Annotated in this window: 16 protein-coding genes; 11 read left to right on the top strand and 5 right to left on the bottom strand. The window is 32.6% G+C overall.

The genetic code is table 11. The annotated features are described in order from the left end of the window. Positions 1-144: 144 nt before the first annotated feature. Positions 145-1,200: a Gfo/Idh/MocA family oxidoreductase gene (locus tag AB671_RS13085; protein WP_066679667.1), complete on the bottom strand. Its 1,056-nt coding sequence runs from the start codon at positions 1,198-1,200 to the stop codon at positions 145-147. 159 nt (positions 1,201-1,359) lie between these two features. On the opposite strand from AB671_RS13085, the gene AB671_RS13080 reads away from it, so the two are divergent. Next, positions 1,360-3,570 (top strand): TonB-dependent siderophore receptor, encoded by a 2,211-nt coding sequence (locus AB671_RS13080; protein ID WP_066679640.1) that lies wholly within the window; start codon positions 1,360-1,362, stop codon positions 3,568-3,570. A gap of 321 nt (positions 3,571-3,891) precedes the next feature. Then, on the top strand, positions 3,892-4,482 hold the full coding sequence (locus AB671_RS13075) for a hypothetical protein (protein ID WP_066679639.1): 591 nt from the start codon (positions 3,892-3,894) through the stop codon (positions 4,480-4,482). A gap of 105 nt (positions 4,483-4,587) precedes the next feature. Here AB671_RS13075 and AB671_RS13070 read toward each other — a convergent pair whose 3' ends face one another. Continuing rightward, complete coding sequence (locus tag AB671_RS13070) at positions 4,588-5,223, bottom strand: peroxiredoxin (protein WP_066679638.1); 636 nt, start codon at positions 5,221-5,223, stop codon at positions 4,588-4,590. A gap of 93 nt (positions 5,224-5,316) precedes the next feature. On the opposite strand from AB671_RS13070, the gene AB671_RS13065 reads away from it, so the two are divergent. Further along, a complete protein-coding gene (locus tag AB671_RS13065; RefSeq protein WP_066679637.1) occupies positions 5,317-6,204 on the top strand; it encodes a mechanosensitive ion channel family protein in 888 nt (295 codons plus the stop codon). 69 nt (positions 6,205-6,273) lie between these two features. Here the strand turns inward: AB671_RS13065 and AB671_RS13060 are convergent, their stop codons facing one another. Next, positions 6,274-8,808, bottom strand: coding sequence for a phosphoenolpyruvate carboxylase (locus AB671_RS13060; RefSeq protein WP_066679636.1), 2,535 nt, complete (start codon positions 8,806-8,808; stop codon positions 6,274-6,276). 124 nt (positions 8,809-8,932) lie between these two features. Between AB671_RS13060 and AB671_RS13055 the strand changes: the two genes are divergently transcribed. The 8 genes from AB671_RS13055 (at position 8,933) to AB671_RS13020 (ending at position 14,236) form a co-directional block, all read left to right on the top strand. Next, the gene (locus tag AB671_RS13055; protein WP_066679635.1) at positions 8,933-9,382 is read left to right on the top strand and encodes an SLATT domain-containing protein; all 450 of its coding nucleotides are present in this window, start codon (positions 8,933-8,935) and stop codon (positions 9,380-9,382) included. Positions 9,383-9,554: 172 nt separating this feature from the next. Next, positions 9,555-9,959: a hypothetical protein gene (locus tag AB671_RS13050; protein ID WP_066679634.1), complete on the top strand. Its 405-nt coding sequence runs from the start codon at positions 9,555-9,557 to the stop codon at positions 9,957-9,959. A gap of 189 nt (positions 9,960-10,148) precedes the next feature. Then, entirely contained in the window at positions 10,149-10,562 is a 414-nt protein-coding gene (locus tag AB671_RS13045; RefSeq protein ID WP_066679633.1) for a hypothetical protein, read from the top strand. 4 nt (positions 10,563-10,566) lie between these two features. Next, positions 10,567-10,821 (top strand): hypothetical protein, encoded by a 255-nt coding sequence (locus AB671_RS13040; RefSeq protein WP_066679632.1) that lies wholly within the window; start codon positions 10,567-10,569, stop codon positions 10,819-10,821. A gap of 242 nt (positions 10,822-11,063) precedes the next feature. Beyond that, positions 11,064-12,227, top strand: a complete 1,164-nt coding sequence (locus tag AB671_RS13035) for an iron-containing alcohol dehydrogenase (RefSeq protein ID WP_066679631.1) — start codon at positions 11,064-11,066, stop codon at positions 12,225-12,227. A 216-nt stretch (positions 12,228-12,443) separates the two neighbouring features. Further along, complete coding sequence (locus AB671_RS13030; protein WP_066679630.1) at positions 12,444-12,902, top strand: lipocalin family protein; 459 nt, start codon at positions 12,444-12,446, stop codon at positions 12,900-12,902. Between the two features lie 78 nt (positions 12,903-12,980). Next, complete coding sequence (locus tag AB671_RS13025) at positions 12,981-13,637, top strand: GDSL-type esterase/lipase family protein (protein ID WP_066679629.1); 657 nt, start codon at positions 12,981-12,983, stop codon at positions 13,635-13,637. A gap of 134 nt (positions 13,638-13,771) precedes the next feature. Then, positions 13,772-14,236, top strand: coding sequence for a lipocalin family protein (locus AB671_RS13020; RefSeq protein WP_066679628.1), 465 nt, complete (start codon positions 13,772-13,774; stop codon positions 14,234-14,236). A gap of 87 nt (positions 14,237-14,323) precedes the next feature. Here the strand turns inward: AB671_RS13020 and AB671_RS13015 are convergent, their stop codons facing one another. Beyond that, a complete protein-coding gene (locus AB671_RS13015) occupies positions 14,324-15,676 on the bottom strand; it encodes a DEAD/DEAH box helicase (RefSeq protein ID WP_066679627.1) in 1,353 nt (450 codons plus the stop codon). A gap of 273 nt (positions 15,677-15,949) precedes the next feature. Continuing rightward, on the bottom strand, positions 15,950-17,593 hold the full coding sequence (locus AB671_RS13005) for an ABC1 kinase family protein (RefSeq protein WP_066679625.1): 1,644 nt from the start codon (positions 17,591-17,593) through the stop codon (positions 15,950-15,952). Positions 17,594-17,658 lie beyond the last annotated feature (65 nt).

Raw genomic sequence — 17,658 nt, 5'->3', positions numbered from 1 at the left:
TATTTTAGATATATATTATCTTGGACTAAAGTCATTGCAATCCCTACAAACAACAAACCGATAACGGTAAAACTTGAACTTCTTTTTTGCATAATTTACTTTATAAATAGGTGTGTTACTGGCTAAATTTGTTACAAAGATCTATTATAATTCAACCACTTTTCCTTTTTTAGAACTTTCAAGAGCGGCTTTAATAATTTTCATATTTTGAACGACTTCATTTCCTAAAGACGGCAAAGCATATCCAAAAACAATATGTTCGTAGATTTGCTGATAATAATTCATGTAATTTCCGAATTCACTTGAAGTTAAAATTCTTTCAGTTTCTGAATTTTCATTTAAATAAGTAAGAATTCCATCAGATTCTTTCAAAGGCTGCATCCACTCTTTTCCATACGTTGGAATCGCTCCCGCAACCAATTCATTTTCCTGATTATCGGTACGTTCTTGTAAGAAACTTCCTTTATCCCCATGAATTTTATAGGCATAATGGTCTTCTTTGGTAAAAACAGAAGATTTTAATCTCACACGCAAATCATTTTTGTAATACAAAAGAATTTCAAAATAATCATTAGCATATGCTTCTCCTTTCATGGAAAAAATATCCGCAAAAACTCTTTCTGGAAAACCAAAAAATTGAGTTGCCTGATCTACTAAATGCGAACCTAGGTCGTGCACAGATCCGGAACCGTTTTGTTCAGGGTTCTCTTTATGTTCTTTTCCGCTCGGCTCTGTTCTGAATCTGTCAAAACGAATCTCAACTTCTCTTACATTTCCCAATTTTCCTTCCGCTAAAACTTTTTGCACCTGAAGGTAATCTCGGTCGAATCTTCTATTTTGATAAACACTTAAAAAAAGATTTCTGTTTTCAGCTAAATTCACCAATTCTTCAGCTTCTGAAACCGTAACGGTAAATGGTTTTTCTACGATAACATTTTTTCCGGCTTCCAAAGCCATTTTTACATATTCAAAATGAGTCTGAACCGGAGTATTCACCACAACCACCTCGATATCTGCATTTTTCAGCATCTCCTCTACCGAACGGTAAATTTCTGCATTGGGATATTTTTCTTTAGAATCTTCTTTTGACCTTTCAACTATAGCAGACATAAAAAAACCGTGATGTTCTTTTAAAAACGGAGCGTGAAAAACTTTACCACTCATTCCGAAGGCGCAAAGACCTACTTTTACCAATTGCATAGATTTATTTTTAACAAAGATATTTAAAATTAAAAACATCAGATTTGGGAAAATAATTCACAAAAAAATAATATGATAAAAATCAGAAAATAATTTTTAATTATTCTAAACAAGAATCCTACATTTGCGCATTATTTAAAACCTCTCTAAATAATCTAAATGAAAAAACAAATTATCTCTTTAAGCTTACTGGTTATTTCTATTACAGTTAGTGCGCAACTAAAAAATACAGAAGCAGATACGATCAGGATCGGAACCATCGAAGATGTGAATATCCGTAAGACAGGAAACCCTAATAAGGCAACTCCAATGTCTACAAAATCGAACCTTACCGTAATGGAAACTCCGCAACCTATTGCTATTATTACTCATGCTATTATTGAGCAACAACAAGCAAAACAGCTTAGTGATGTGTTACAGAACGTGAACGGAATGTATATTACATCATCGAGAGGAAATTCTCAGGATAGTTTTGGAGGCCGTGGTTTCGCATTAGGTAATGACAACATTTTTAAGAACGGAAGCAGAGTTAACAGTGGTGTTTTCCCGGAAGTAAGCGGATTGGAGAGAGTTGAGGTTTTAAAAGGAGCCAATGCAATGCTTTATGGAAATACTGCTGCAGGAGGCGTTATCAACATGATTACTAAAAAACCCAGGTTTGATTTTGGTGGAAGCGTTGGTTTAAACGCAGGAAGCTGGAATTCTTACAAACCTACTGTTGATATTTATGGTCCGCTAACAAAAAATATTGCATTCAGAGTAAACGGAGCTTATGAATATGCTGAAAGTTTTAGAGATGTGGTACAGTCGGAGAAATACTATTTCAACCCTTCATTCTTATTTAATTTAAGCCCAAAATCTCAATTAATCGTTGAGGCTGATTATCTTAAAAATGATTTCACTCCGGATTTTGGAATTGGAGGTATCACGGCTAACGACGGTAGTTATTCTTTAAATACTAACACTGATAGAAGTACTTTTTTTGGTACTAAATGGCAATATCAAAATATAGAACAGGTTTCTACAAACGTTACTTTTAATCATCAAATAAATGATAAATGGTCGCTAAATGCTACTACATCATATCAAAACTACACTAAAGATTACTTCTCAACAGAAAGAGTAGCGTGGACGTATGCAAAAACAAGTCCTACAAGACTTTCTTGGACGGTTCCTTACATCAAAACAAATGGTGAACAAAATTACGGTTCTGCACAAGTAAACTTAAATGGTGAATTTAATACAGGAAGTATTGGTCACAAAGTATTAATTGGTGCTGATGCAGATTACGGACAAACAGATGCTTATACTTATACTTTAACCAATTCTCCGTCTAAAGTTGTTTATTTAGATGACCCTTCAACTTGGGACAGCACAGATCTTGCAATGCCAGATTCTAAACTTAATATTAATAATAGAACAAGAACAAGAAGAGTTGGAGTTTATGCACAAGATTTTATTAGTTTAACAAAAGAATTTAAAGTAATTGCTGGTTTACGTTGGTCTTATATTGAAAATATGGCAACAATCAAGACCGATTTCAATACGGGCATCAAAACCTTAACCCCTAATTCATCATCATCAGATCAAGCTTTATCTCCAAAACTTGGTTTAGTGTATATGCCAAATGATAATTTATCTGTTTTTGCAACATATACCAATTCATTCTCTACAAATACTGGAAGAGATATTAACGAAAATGCCCTAAATCCAACTACAATAGACCAATATGAAGTTGGCATGAAGAAAAACCTCTTTGGAAATGCATTATCTTTCAATGTTTCATTATACCAAATATTATATAATAAATATTATGGAACTGCGCAGTTCGATAGAAATGGAGTTGCCAATAACGATACCACTATTAAAGAATATATCGGTAAAATGAGCAGTAGAGGTTTTGAAGTAGATATTACAGGAAATCCTACAAAATATTTATCAATTATTGGAGGTTTCTCTTATAATCATTCGGTTTATAAAGACACTCCAGATTTGCCCTCTTCATACGTGGAAGATCAGAGATTGGTAAGAACTCCTGCTACTACAGCAAATTTATCTGTTTTTTATAAATTTAGTGAAAAACTTCAAGGTCTAAAAGTAGGCGCAGGTGTTTACTATGTAGGAAGTAGATTTGCTGGCTGGAACGATACAAAAGCTACATTAGCATCAAGAAATAATGTAACAAGAATGTTTGAAGTAGATCCTTTTACTACGGCATCATTTAGCGTAGGTTATGATTGGAAAAAATTCTCAATACAAGGAAAACTTAATAATATTTTTGATACTAAAAGTTACAATGTCCACGAAAATTATTCTGTAAACCCTATTACCCCAAGAAATTTTTATTTTACGCTTACATACAAGCTTTAATAATATAATCATTTACTATATAAAGTGGAAGTTACAGTTTTGTAGCTTCCACTTTTTTATTTTAAATAAAATTGCTGAAAACTCCTCTTACAAAGCATTTCCTTTATTTTATTAAATCTCCTGCAACAATTTTTAATAACAAATCAAGTACTTTGTATTATTCTATTCTTAATTAAAAATTCCAAATTACTGCCAATTTTACCTCAATTTTATTGTTAAAAAAAAATTAAAAAATAAAAAAAAAGTCTCTACTATTAACTTATTGGCACATTAATTGAATTTTACGTTTTATCAAAGTAATAAACATTAAATAATAAAAATATGAAAAAGTTAATTTTTACAGGAATTTTAGCTATCGCAGGTTTAGCTACAACTGCAAACGCACAAATCCAAAAAGGTAATTGGATGGTAGGAAGTAGTTTACTTTCAAGTAACTTCGGATTAAATACAAATGCAGGATACAATATTTCAATACAACCTAGAGCGGCGTACTTTGTAAAAGATAATGTTGCGGTTGGTGGTTATGTTACTTTAGGAACTTCTAAATTAACCAAAGATTCTGGGACAAAATTCACATACGCAGTAGGTGGTTTAGGGCGTTATTACCTTTCTCCAGGAGAACAAGGTGTTGACAATTTATTAAATCACGGAAGATGGTTTTTTGAAGGTAATGTTGGTGTGGGAGGACAAAATACGAAAGGTGGGACTAATACCACAGGTTTAGATTTCGGTGTTGGTCCTGGTTATTCTTACTTTATTACGCCAAACATAGGTGTTGAGGGATTGGTTAAGTACAATGGTATAACTGGATTTGGTAATGAAGGACTAACTTCTAACATTACATTTAATGTTGGTTTCAGTATTTACTTACCGACTTCAAAAGCTAAATCTATAGTAAACGATGTAAAATAATAAAAAACACAGTTTTATCATAACAAACGAAAGCGGCTTGGAAATTTCCAAGCCGCTTTCTTCAAATTAAAACTAAACTATATATAATAAATAAAAAATCTAAGCCTATTTATTTGGTTGAGGGGTGTATCGTAAATATGGTTTTATTTCGGTTACCCCTTTAGGGAAAATATTTTTTGCATCTTCCGTAGAAATTGATGGTGGAATGATCACATCATCGCCGTCATTCCAGTTAACAGGCGTTGCAATTTTATGAGAATCTACCAATTGAAGCGAATCTAAAACTCTGTTGATCTCATTAAAATTTCTTCCTGTAGAAGCTGGGTATGTAATAATCAATCTCACTTTTTTTTCTGGGTCAATAATCAAAAGAGAACGAACTGTTGCCGTTACTGAAGCATTCGGATGAATAAAATCATATTGCTCAGAAACTTTTCTGTCTTTGTCTGCGATAATCGGAAACCTTACTTCGGTATTTTGAGTTTCATTAATATCATCAATCCATTTTTTGTGATCTTCTACTCCATCTATACTTAAGGCAATCACTTTTGTATTTTTTTTCTCAAAATCGGTCTGCAGTTTTGAAGTAAAACCTAATTCTGTCGTACAAACCGGAGTAAAATCTGCAGGATGCGAAAACAAAATTCCCCAAGAATTTCCTAGGTATTCATAAAAATCAATATTCCCTAATGATGAGTCTGCCTGAAAGTTGGGTGCTGTATCTCCTAGTTTGATCGACATAATATTTCGTTTTATTAGTCTACAAATTTAATAGACTTTTTGTAACTGGCAAAATTTTTGCTTAAAAAATATTTTAAAATTTAAAAGATTATTATGGAATATGGCTTAAGCTACGTAGATACTGTGTATAACGTTTTAGAAAATTGGTATATCGCATTTGCGCAACTCACCCCAAAACTCGTTGTGGGAATCTTAGTATTTTTATTTTTTCTTTTTAGCAGTAAATATCTAAGTAAGCTTGCCGTAAAAATCATGCACAAGGTTTTTCCTCAAAGTAAAAATGAAGGATCTGTAATTACGATCATCGGTATTTTTAGATTTATTATCATGATGATGGGGTCCTTTATTGCTCTTGAAATCATGGGATTCAGTGGCTTTTTATGGAAATTCATCGGTAGTTTAGGAGTTGCCGGGGTAATTGCCGGGGTTGCTTTAAAAGATTTGGTTTCAAGTATATTCTCAGGAATGCTGATTGGGATTGATAAAGCCTTCAAAGTAGGAGATTATATCACGATAGGAAATCACTCAGGAACCGTACAGGACATTGGTTTTCTAACCACAAAAATGATTACAGACGACGGAAAAAAGGCATATATTCCGAATCAGGTAATTTTTAATGCTCCATTTTATAATATCACAGCATCACCACAGAGAAGAATTATTTTAGATTTTGAAATTCCTGCCGATGAAGATGTAAGCAAAGCACAGCAAGGTATTTTGGATGTTATAAAAAATTTAGGGAATATAGATCGACTCGAAACTGCTGAGGTCAATTTCACCAGCTTAAAACAGGGTATTTTTAATCTTCAGGCAAAATTCTGGATTGTATCAGGATCCAATATGGTGCATATAAAAAGTGAAGCGTTAGAAAAAATAAAAAAGCGTCTGGATTCAGATAATATTCCTTTAGTAACACCAACCAGTATAAGCTTAGTTAATCAGGTAAATGAACAAACGAATTCTTCTGACAAATTAGGTTAACAAAAAAAAGAGACTGCTTTTATGACAGTCTCTTTTTAGTTTATAGATATATTTAAATTTAAAAATTCTTTAAGCCGAATTTCTACTCGCATTAATATTTCCAAACAGAGAACGTGTTACCAATTTTTCATAGGCATCTTTATTGCCTTCCCCTTTTTGAAGTTTCATTAAAGCATATTGCTGAATGCTCAATAATGGAAGTACAATTCTTTCTCTGATTTTCACCGATTTTCTTGATAATGGATCTTCTTGCTGCAGCTGTTTAAACCCTGTCAATTCGAGCATAATATTTTTTGAAAGATTGTATTCAGAAAATAGAACATTCCAGAATTCTCCAAATTTCGGGTTGTTTTTAATGTAATAAGTCAAAGGAAAATAAGATTTGTTCATACTCATCATCGAGTTTAAAACTAAAGTTTTAAAGAAGTCTGAACCTCTGTACAACTCGATTACTTCTTCAAACCTACCCTGCTCTTTCATTTGTTGCATCGCGAAACCAAAACCGAAAAACCCGGGAACATTCTGCTTCAACTGAGACCAAGATCCCACAAAAGGAATTGCTCTTAAATCTTCAAATTTCAATTCACTGCCACCACCACGTTTTGAAGGACGACTTCCGATATTGGTTTTCCCATAATATTCTAAAGTACTCATTTCCTGCAAATACGGAACAAACATCGGATGTGCCTTTAGGTCTGAATATTTTTGATAACTGATGTCTGCTAGTTCTATAATTAACGCTCTTTCTTTTTCCGTTAAATCTTTTTTAGAATTTTTGAAAACATCATTCTCAACACCAGCCGTTAAAAGCTGTTCAAAATTATATTTTGCCTGTTCTTTATTACCAAAAATACTTGTAATTGTCTGTCCCTGAATCGTTAATTCAATTTTATTATTGGCAATTGTTTTGCCTTGTGATGCGTAGAAATCATGGGTTTTTCCACCACCTCTTGCAGGAGGTCCGCCTCTACCGTCGAAGAAGATTACTTTAATTCCATTCTCTTCAGAAAGTTTGGTCAAAACTTCTTTGGCTTTATAGATTTCCCAGTTTGCCTTCAGATAACCACCATCTTTTGTTCCGTCTGAAAAACCAAGCATAATGGTTTGTTGGTTTCCTCTTCTTTCCAAATGTTTCTGATAGACAGGATTCTGATATAGCTCTCTCATTACATTTTCAGCGTTGGCAAGACCTTCCATCGTTTCGAAAAGCGGAACAATATCCATATTGATATCATCATCCTTGTAGCCGGAAATTTTGAAAAATGCATATACATTCATCACATCTTTCACTGCATCAGAATTTGAAATAATGTATCGATTCATCCCTCTGGAGCCGTTCAGTTCCTGAATTTCTGAAATTTGAGAAACCGTTAACAAAGTATCTTTTACAATATCCTCAAATTCATCGGCATTCACTTTATCTGAGATTTCAATTAATTTATTGAATTTTTCATCATTGCTCGCTTCAATATTTCCAAAAACCTTAGCAAAAACCTCATTAATAACCTGCTGATGAATTCTGCTGTCTTGTCTCACATCCAACGTCGCAAAATGAGTTCCGAAGATTTTTACACGGTCTTTGAAATTCACTAAAACGTCAAGGAATAAAGAATTATGTTGCTCAACCAAGATCTTTTCAGCTTCTTCTAATCTTTTAATAATATCTTCTGCAGTGATTTTTTCATTTCTAAAAATAGCAGAATACAATTCGTTGCTCAGTTTTGTCAGCACATCAGAAACTCCACGGAAGCTTAACCTTCTTCGTACAGATTTAAGATTATTATAATACGCTTTTAAAATCGCTGAATGCAGTTCTTCTGCCACTCTTTTCGTTACATCTGCGGTCACAAAAGGATTTCCATCACGGTCACCTCCCGGCCAGAAGCCTAGCTGAATAAGGTCTTCATGTAAATGAAAATGCTCGCTTCCAAATGTCGATTTTATTTTTGTGAAAAGTTCTCCAATCGTGTCATAATACACATATCTCAGGTAATAAATGATGCTTAACGCTTCATCAATGGGAGTTGGTTTTTCTTTATTGACAAAAGGAGTTTTTCCCAACTGCTGCAGCAACATATCAATATTGGTAATAGAATCTGTCGTAATTGCATTTCTAAGATCATGAAGAATTCTCTGCACAGAATTCGGATAAAACTGCGTAGGGTGAGCCGTAAACACAATTTTCACGGCAAAATCCTTCAGTTTTTCACGAATTTTTTCCAGTTTATGATCTTGCAATGAGCGTTCATACATATTGGTTACCGTTCCGTTGTCACTTTCGGAGTGGATGTTCGGAAAAGCAGCATCTTCAATACTGTCAAACAAAACAACCTGTCTTTCAATGTATTGTATGATTTTAAAAAGCAATTCAGTCTTCTGCTCTTCAGTTTGTAGATCAGTGTGATTTTTAAAAAACTCTTCAACGATTTCTTCAGGTGTTTTTCCGGCTTCATAGCCCACTTTGCTTTCTTCACAAAGAAACGGAAGCAACATCCCAATATTCGTCATTTTATCATAAGGCAAGCTCATAAATAATGAATTGTAGATCTGAAACTTATTTTCAACGATCTGCCTAAATTTTTCTGCGCGTTGGTCGTGTATCATATAACAAATGTAATCGATTTAAACTTGAATTCAAATGGTGTTTGATTTAAAAATAATTTAAATTTAAAATATTTAATATACTTTTTTTGAATTAATTATATAATTTTAATTAAAACTATTTACCATGAAAGACGACGCAATAAATGACCCTTTTTATCTACAAATTCAAAAGGAGATCAACAGAATTGAAAACAAAGCTGATAATTATATTCGATTGTTTTATTTTATCAGAATTACTCAAATTATTTTTGCCGGAATAATTACAGTTCTAGCAGGAATGTCTGAAATTGACAACTCTATAAAGACTTCAACTATTTTAATATTAGGTGCTTTAACTACTGCAATCACAGCATTTGACACCTTATTTCAGGTTGACAATAAGAAAAATACTTATAAGCTTGTTCTCTTTGAGCTTAGAGCTATTAGAGCCGAAATTGTTTATGAATTCATGAAGACTGAAAAAATTGATGATGCATTTAAAGAAGCTTTTTTTACGAAATATCAAAAGGCTACTTCTTACGCCCGAGACCTGATCAGTGCAGATATTGATAAAGCAAAGGAGATAAAAAAATAAAACTTTACTACATTTCTTTCAATTTATCAAGAATTATTTTTTTTGATTTTTATCTCATATCCGTTTAATTTTTATCTCAGTATAAAATTCTTTCCTGACAAAATTTATAAGAATTTTAAATACAAAAGTTTAAATGATTAATTTTACTTTTCCATTAATTAATCTATCTCTCATGAAAAAAATATTCATGTTTCTTATTATTGGCTTTCTTTTCACAGCTTGTGGCGAAGAATGCTACAATGCTCCACAGCCGATTGTTTTTGAATTCATCAATTCAGATAATGAAAACTTGATTACGAACGGGACACTTACTAATTATTCAATTCAAGATGAAAATAACGCAAATCTTCAACTTACTAAGACCGATGATAATAAAGTCATTTTAGAAAATGTGGGCGCTTATAATGGAACCAAAAACTACAAGTTTTATTCTAATGTAAATGTTTTCGATTTTTCAATATTGTCATCAGAATTTAAAGGAGGTTGCGATGGGTTTCAAATCAATAAATTAACGTTTACTGGGGTTGGTATTGATGTAAAAGATGAAAAAGGATATTATAAAATTGTATTGAATTAATGATTATTACAGATTTATAATGAGTAAAAATTTTCACAAAAGATAAGACACAAATAATGAAATAAAGATTAAATTGAACTAAAAATTAGTACTTTAAAGCATGTTTTTTTTCAACTTAAAGGGAATTTTAATTAATAATTCCCTTATTTTTTTGTAGATTCGTGAGATTCAAATATTAAAACAATAAATGTGTTCAAAAAATTTCTGCTATTACTCTGCTTTTCGTTAATTCTAATTTCTTGTAAAAAAGACTGTTATACAAATCCCGAAAAAGTTGTTTTTGAGTTTGTAAATTCTGCCGGAGAAAATTTAATTCAGAATGGAAGTCTTACCACATACAGCATTATGAGAAAAACCGGACAAGATAGTTATACAAGTGTAGAACTCGCACCAACAGACGACCACAAAGTTATTTTGAAAAATGTTGGGGCATTTAACGGAATTCAGGAATACAGATTTACTGCAGGATCAAATATTTTCTTTTTTTCCATTACATCATCAAACGTGACAACAGATTGTGATGGTTATCAAATTGATAAAATTGATTTTGAAGATATTTCAGCAACAAAAGAAAACGGATATTATAGAATTGTATTAGACTAAAGCGATGAAAGCAAATAAATTATCTGAACTGAGTATAGAAGAATTAGAATCGAAGAAAAAAACGATTTTAAGTGCTACCATTGGATTAGGAATTGTGATGATTCTTGCCTGTTGTGCTCTTTTTTATTTTGCTATAAGCTCTAAAAACTTTGCATTGATTGCAGTTGCCATTGGAGGTTCATTAACATTCGTACCGAGTTTGATTAGTATCAGTCAAATAAATTCCGAAATAAAATCCAGAAGATCTAAATATTTATAATTTCATCATATCGGAAAATTTGATGAATTAAAGAATGCTTTTGCTTTGTTAGGACCAATCAACAATAAATTTGGGGTTATCTTTTTAAGCGGAAAATAAATTATTTCAGTGACTTACAGTTTAGATGAAATAAAAGAAAAATTGCAATCGTTTTAATAAAATACAGTTATACAAATTTTAAAACTTTCTTAACTCAGATTTCATATTTCTATGCTTACATTTGATGTAAAATAATTAGAACAATGCTTAATTTCGAGTTTAAAAATCCTACAAAAATACTTTTCGGAAAAGGTGAAATTGCAAAAATTTCAAATGAAATTCCTAAAGATGCTAAAATCTTAATGATTTACGGTGGCGGAAGCATTAAGAAAAATGGTGTTTACGATCAGGTAAAAGAAGCTTTAAAAGATCATGATTTAGAGGAATTTGGTGGAGTACCTGCCAATCCGGAATATGAAGTTTTAGTTAGTGCTTTAAATTTCATTAAAGACAACAAGATCAATTATCTTCTTGCTGTTGGTGGAGGATCAGTGATTGATGGCGTTAAATTTCTTTCTGCAGCTGCCAATTACGATGGTGAACCTTGGGAAATTCTTAAAAAACCAGTTCGTACTTTTGAAGGAGAAGGAATGCCTTTCGGAACGATTTTAACGTTACCGGCTACAGGATCTGAAATGAATTCCGGATATGTGATCTCAAGAAGAGAAACCAACGAAAAATTGTCTTCAGGAGGACCTGGATTGTTTCCACAATTTTCAGTTTTAGATCCGGAAGTCATCAGATCGATTCCTAAAAATCAGATCGCAAACGGAATTGCTGATGCTTATACTCATGTTTTAGAACAATATATGACAGCTCCGTCTTCTGCTAATCTTCAGGAAAGAATTGCAGAAAGTATTTTGATAAGTCTTCAGAATGCCGCTCCAAAAGTGATGTCTGAGGAATTTGATTATGATGCTGCAGGAAACTTTATGTGGTGTTGTACGATGGCTTTAAATGGTTTAATCCAAAAAGGAGTGATCACCGATTGGGCTGTGCATGCAATGGGACATGAATTAACCGCTTATTATGGAATTGATCATGCAAGAACTTTAGCTGTAGTTGCACCTTCGCACTATCGTTATAATTTTGAAGCAAAAAAAGGAAAACTGGCACAATACGCAGAGCGAGTTTGGGGAATTACAGAAGGAAGCATCGAAGAAAAAGCTGAAAAAGCAATTGTAAAATTGGAAGAGTTTTTCCACAGTCTTCAAATTCAGACTAAACTATCAGATTATACCCAGGATTTTGCAGGAACCGCAGAAAGAGTGGAAAAAGCATTTACTGAAAGAAATTGGCTGGGGCTGGGTGAAAATAAAAATTTAACGCCTCAGGATGCTTTCAAAATCGTTGAGATGAGCTATTAGAATCAGGAAATAGGTCTTAGGATTTAGGTAAGGAAATAGCATGATATATTTTTCAGAAAATGAGAAATTATGATACTTCAGAGACTTTCTAAAACCTAAATCCTAAAACCTGCTACCTAGATTATATTTTCTACAAACATTTGTTTAAAAAACCTTAATTTCATTATAGATATTACAAATTTATTTATATTTTAGCATATTCTTAAATTTGTGAAAATGAAAAAACACTTACTCTTATTTGCCTTTTCTGCATTAGCATTGACATCTTGTGAAGATGATAACGTTCAGGGTTATGAAATGGACATGCTGAAAGGCGAATGGAAAACTGTAACAACTGAAATAATATCAGGAAAAGATAACACCACTGTATTGAAAGCAGCCACTCCTACAGGTTGTGATATCAAAAGTACTACAGAATTCAGAACTGATTATTATACTTCTTATACTAGTTTTTCAGGAGTTGGTGCAGACTGTACCAGTCAAAAAACAGAAGGAACCTATACCTACTCCAATGAGGATAAACTATTGGTTACTAAATATAATAATGACAGCGAAAATCCATACAAAGTTATTATTTTAAGCAATACCGAGCTTAAGCTGATGCAGATGTTTGGTAATGTTGATTACAATGGTGATATGGTTATAGATTACACTTATACGACTTATAAAAGATAAGGCAATAATATAAGATATAGGCTCCCGTTTTTTACGGGAGTTTTTTTTATATTTACTTTCATAAAAAATTTAGAAACAATGAAGAAGATTTTTTCAGTAGTACTGCTACTGACTTTCGCCCTGATTTTCGCTCAGGAAAAACAGCCAATGTACTGGCAAGATATTCAGAATTTTAAAAAACTTGATCAGGAAAATCCTCCGCCAAAAAATTCTATTCTTTTAGTAGGCAGCTCATCATTCACAAAATGGCAGGATGTTGCAGACTATTTTCCTGGTAAAACAATTATCAACAGAGGCTTCGGAGGATCAAGATTAACAGATTTAAACTATTTTTCTGAAGATTTATTGTCGCCTTATCAACCTAAGCAAATCATTATTTATTGTGGAGAAAATGACTTTGCTGATGATGCCACCTTAAAAGCTGATGTTGTAGTTGACCGATACAAAACGTTCTACAAGAAAATACGTGAGAAATTCCCGAATATTCAGGTTGATTATATTTCAACAAAATACTCTCCGAGCCGCGAAAACCTATGGCCTCAAATGAAAGAAGCCAACAAAAAAATTGCAAAGTTTATGAAAAAAGAAAAAAATGCTGATTTTATAGACATTACCAAAGTTATGAATGATGCTAACGGAAATATAAGAAAAGACCTTTTTCTTGAAGATATGCTTCACATTACACCCGAAGGCTACAGGCTTTGGACCAACGTGATGAATCCTTATATGAAATAAGATTATTTATTAAATACATTCGATTATTCGAAAAACAAGAGCGATTTCATTTGAAATCGCTTTTTTTAATTATTTCATTGTCAGTGTTTTAAAAAAGCATAGATTTGTAAAAATACAACACAAACAAAACACCGATGAAAAAAAAATTTTTACTTGCATTTGCCACAATGCTTCTATTTTCTTCTTGTGGGAACGATGACAACGACAATAATCAAAATGCTATAAAACCTATCGTAGGAAATTGGAAAATGAGTAGAACAATGATGATTTCAGGTTCTAACAATGCCATTCTACAATCAAATCCCGTTACGAGTTGCGAAGCTTTAAACAGTTTTGAATTCGGGCAAAATCAAAGTTTCAGCATAAAATATTATACTAAAAATAATATTGAATGTATTGCTGATGGATTCGATACTGGAACGTATCAATATAGTGAAAATTCAAAAATGCTGACCTTTACCTACTCAGATTCTGTGGTAAAATCTGTTGTAGTCTATTCGCTCAATAGTACTGAAATAATGACAGTTGATCATATTGAAGATTACAATAATGATGGTGTAAATGATACCTCAGTGATTGTATTTAGAAAGCAACAATAAAAAATGTAGTTGGTTTCAAAATCAAATTCTACAGAAAGCAATATCAACATTAAATAAAAAATGCGCCTCGCTTGAGACGCATTTTTTTTATTTCTTTCTTTTAGACTTAGAAATTGCTTTCTGTTGTGATCTATTCGCTCCGAATTTCTTGGGCGTTTTTCTTTTGGAAGGTCCACCCCAGTTTTCTTTTTTATTCTTATCTTTTTTCTCATGGAAAGCTCCTCCACCGTCAAAAAGTTTTGCATGAGCTGGATTTTTCATGACAATCTGATCTTCTTCAGATGCAATTTTCTTAGGATTGATTTTCACCTCTTCAGGGAAGTCGATGTAGGCCAATTCTTTATCCATTAGCAACTCAATATCTAAAGCCCAATCATCTTCTTTTTTCGTTACGAAAGTGACCGCTTTACCGTCTTTATCTGCTCTACCCGTTCTACCGATTCTGTGAATATACTGTTCCGGAACTTCAGGAGTTTCAAAATTTACAACATGGGTAATGTCTGAAATGTCAAGACCTCTCGCCATAACGTCAGTAGTGATCAATCCTCTGATTTCTTCATTTTCAAAGCGTTTCATCGCTTTTAGTCTGTAGTTTTGAGATTTATTGGAGTGAATTACATCAAAGTCTTCTGGGAAAAGCTCATTAATTTGGGTGAAAAGTAAATCTGCATGCTTTTTATTGTTCGCAAAAATCAATACTTTAGACATATCTTCATTGCTTTTCAGCAAATGCTCCAATAAATTGATCTTTGTGTTGAAGTTTTCAACTTTATAAGCAGTTTGCTCGATTTTTTCAAGCGGAGTTCCAGATCTTGCCAATGAAATTTCGATAGGTCCAGCAAAATATTCATCCAACATATCATCAACAGCTTCAGTCATCGTTGCTGAGAAAAGAATATTCTGTCTTTTCTCACGCATCATCTCGAAGATATGCGTTAACTGTGGTCTGAAACCTAAATTCAGCATTTCATCAAACTCATCAATGATCAATTTCTGAACCTCTTTTAATGAAATTGCATTATCAATAGACAAATCCATGATTCTACCCGGAGTTCCTACCAAAATATCGCAACCATCGTTGAACAATAGTTTCTGCGTATTGATATTTTTCCCACCATAAATTCCAATTACTCTTGCAGTAAGATTTTCTGTCAGTTTTTCTACGATTTCTGTTACCTGAACCACCAATTCTCTTGTAGGAACCAAAACAACCACAGTAGGATTTCCATTTTTATTATATTTCCAAGTTTTTAAAACCGGTAATAAATAAGCTAACGTTTTTCCTGTTCCCGTTTGTGCAATTCCCATCACATCTCTTCCCGAAAGAATCGGACCGATACTTTTTTCCTGAATTGGAGTGGGCTCAAATAAATTTAAATCTGCTAAAACATCAAGAACTTTAACCGGAAGGTCAAAGTCTGCAAAAGTGAGTTTTTCCATTTTGCAAAGATAGGTAATTAATTTTTGTCTTTTTAGGCTAAAAGATAGATGTTAGAATCAGAAATTTTTATCCCACAGATTTCACGGATTTACACAGATAATCATCTTATAAATCCATGGTAAAAGGTAAGTTTTGGGAACATTTATTTCTTCAATTAATTTTCTCCACGAATGCACTAATATTTATTTTTAAAATCTTAGCAAATAATTCGTGTATTCGTGGCAATTTTTATTTTCAAACATTTATGAAAATCTGTGCCACCTGTGGGAATCTTATTTTCTTGAAATTCTCAATAAAAGAATAATAGCAAGTAAAACTGAAAAACAAAATCCTAAAATTGCAACCCATGACATTTCACCAATTCGAGGTCCTGATTCTGAAACAAAGACAATAGCTGTTGCAATAATATTAGCTCCCAAAATCATCGTGAGCATCAGATTGACAATACTCGATTTTATTAACTGATTCGTTTTTTCAATATTTTTTATTTCACTTGAAATCGTAAAACTGTTATCATCTAATTTCTGCAATACAGATCGTAGCTCTTTAGGAATTTCATCTACATTATCAGTGAAGGTCATCACCTTTTCTATTCCCGTTTTCAGAAGTTTTTTGGGACTTATCTTCTTTGTAAATATTTTTTTTGTGTAGGGATGCAGACTTTTTACAATATCCAGATCAGGATTGATGGTTCTTCCAACTCCTTCTATCAAACCAATCCCTTTAAATAAAAGATAAAAATAATCAGGCATATACAACCTGTTATCTTTCAAAACATCTTTCATTTTGTTGATGATAATATGCGGATCAATATCTTTCAAAGAAGTACTATGAACGAAATTCAATACTTCTTCAACATCATTTTCAAATCTTCTTTCATCAGGAATTTCATAACTCACCGCCATTTTTTTCAGGTGACGAACAATTTTATGAGAATTTTTAGCAACAAAAGCTACAATTAAACTTTCCAAAATCTCTTTATCATTCGGCTGAATTTTTCCAACGGCACCGAAGTCAATGAAAACAACTTTTCCATCTTTCTTTACTAAAATATTTCCTGCGTGTGGATCTGCGTGGAAAAATCCGTAATCTAAAATTTGTGAAACAAAAAGCCTTAAACCAACCTCAGAAACAACAACAGGATCAATATTATGTCTCAATAATTCGTCCTTATCAGTGACTTTAATTCCGTCGATAAATTCCATGCACAAAACATTGTTGTTGGAAAATTCATCGTAGACTTTAGGAACGTAAGTTTCTTTATTACCTTTAAAATTCAGAGCGAACTGTTGGATATTATTTCTTTCATTCACCAAAGAGACTTCTTCCAATAAAGATTTTTCAAAAGTGGAAATCGCCTGTTTCAGATTGAGTTTAGAACCGATTTCAGAATACGTGGAAATCAGTTTTACCAAATCTTTTATCAATAATAAATCATCTTCAATAACCGATAAAACGTCCGGTTTTTTAATTTTTAAGATTACTTCTTCACCAGAAGTTAAAGTCGCTTTGTAAACCTGAGCAATCGAAGCGGTTGCCAAAGGCTTTGCAATAATTTCCGCGAAATATTCTTTGGGAATAATATTAAATTCATTTTCAAGAATTTCCTCTACCTTCATTTCCACTACTTCTACCCTGTCCTGAAGCTTTTGAAGCTCCTGGATCAGTTCTGGTGGAAGCAGATCTTCACGATTGCTAAAAGTTTGCCCAAGTTTCACAAAAGTCGGACCCAGCTCTTCCAAAGCAAGACGAATTCTTTCGTAAACCGTTCCTTTAGAAATGACTTCATCAGATTGTGCAAAATTCTCTTCTGGTTTTTTGCCCATTCTTGCGATCATATCTTTGAATCCGTATTTGCTTAAAACGGAAATAAGTTTTGCTGATCTTTTGAGTTTTCGTTGCTGCTTGTCAAACATATTGTAGTGAAAAAAAATATTCTCCTAAGGTATTCAAAAAATGTTCCTTATAAAAAATACTAATA

It is taken from the genome of Chryseobacterium sp. BGARF1, from assembly GCF_001677955.1.
Lineage (GTDB): Bacteria > Bacteroidota > Bacteroidia > Flavobacteriales > Weeksellaceae > Chryseobacterium.
The sequence above is the reverse complement of the archived record's forward strand: the minus strand, read 5'-3'. Positions and strand labels throughout refer to the sequence as shown.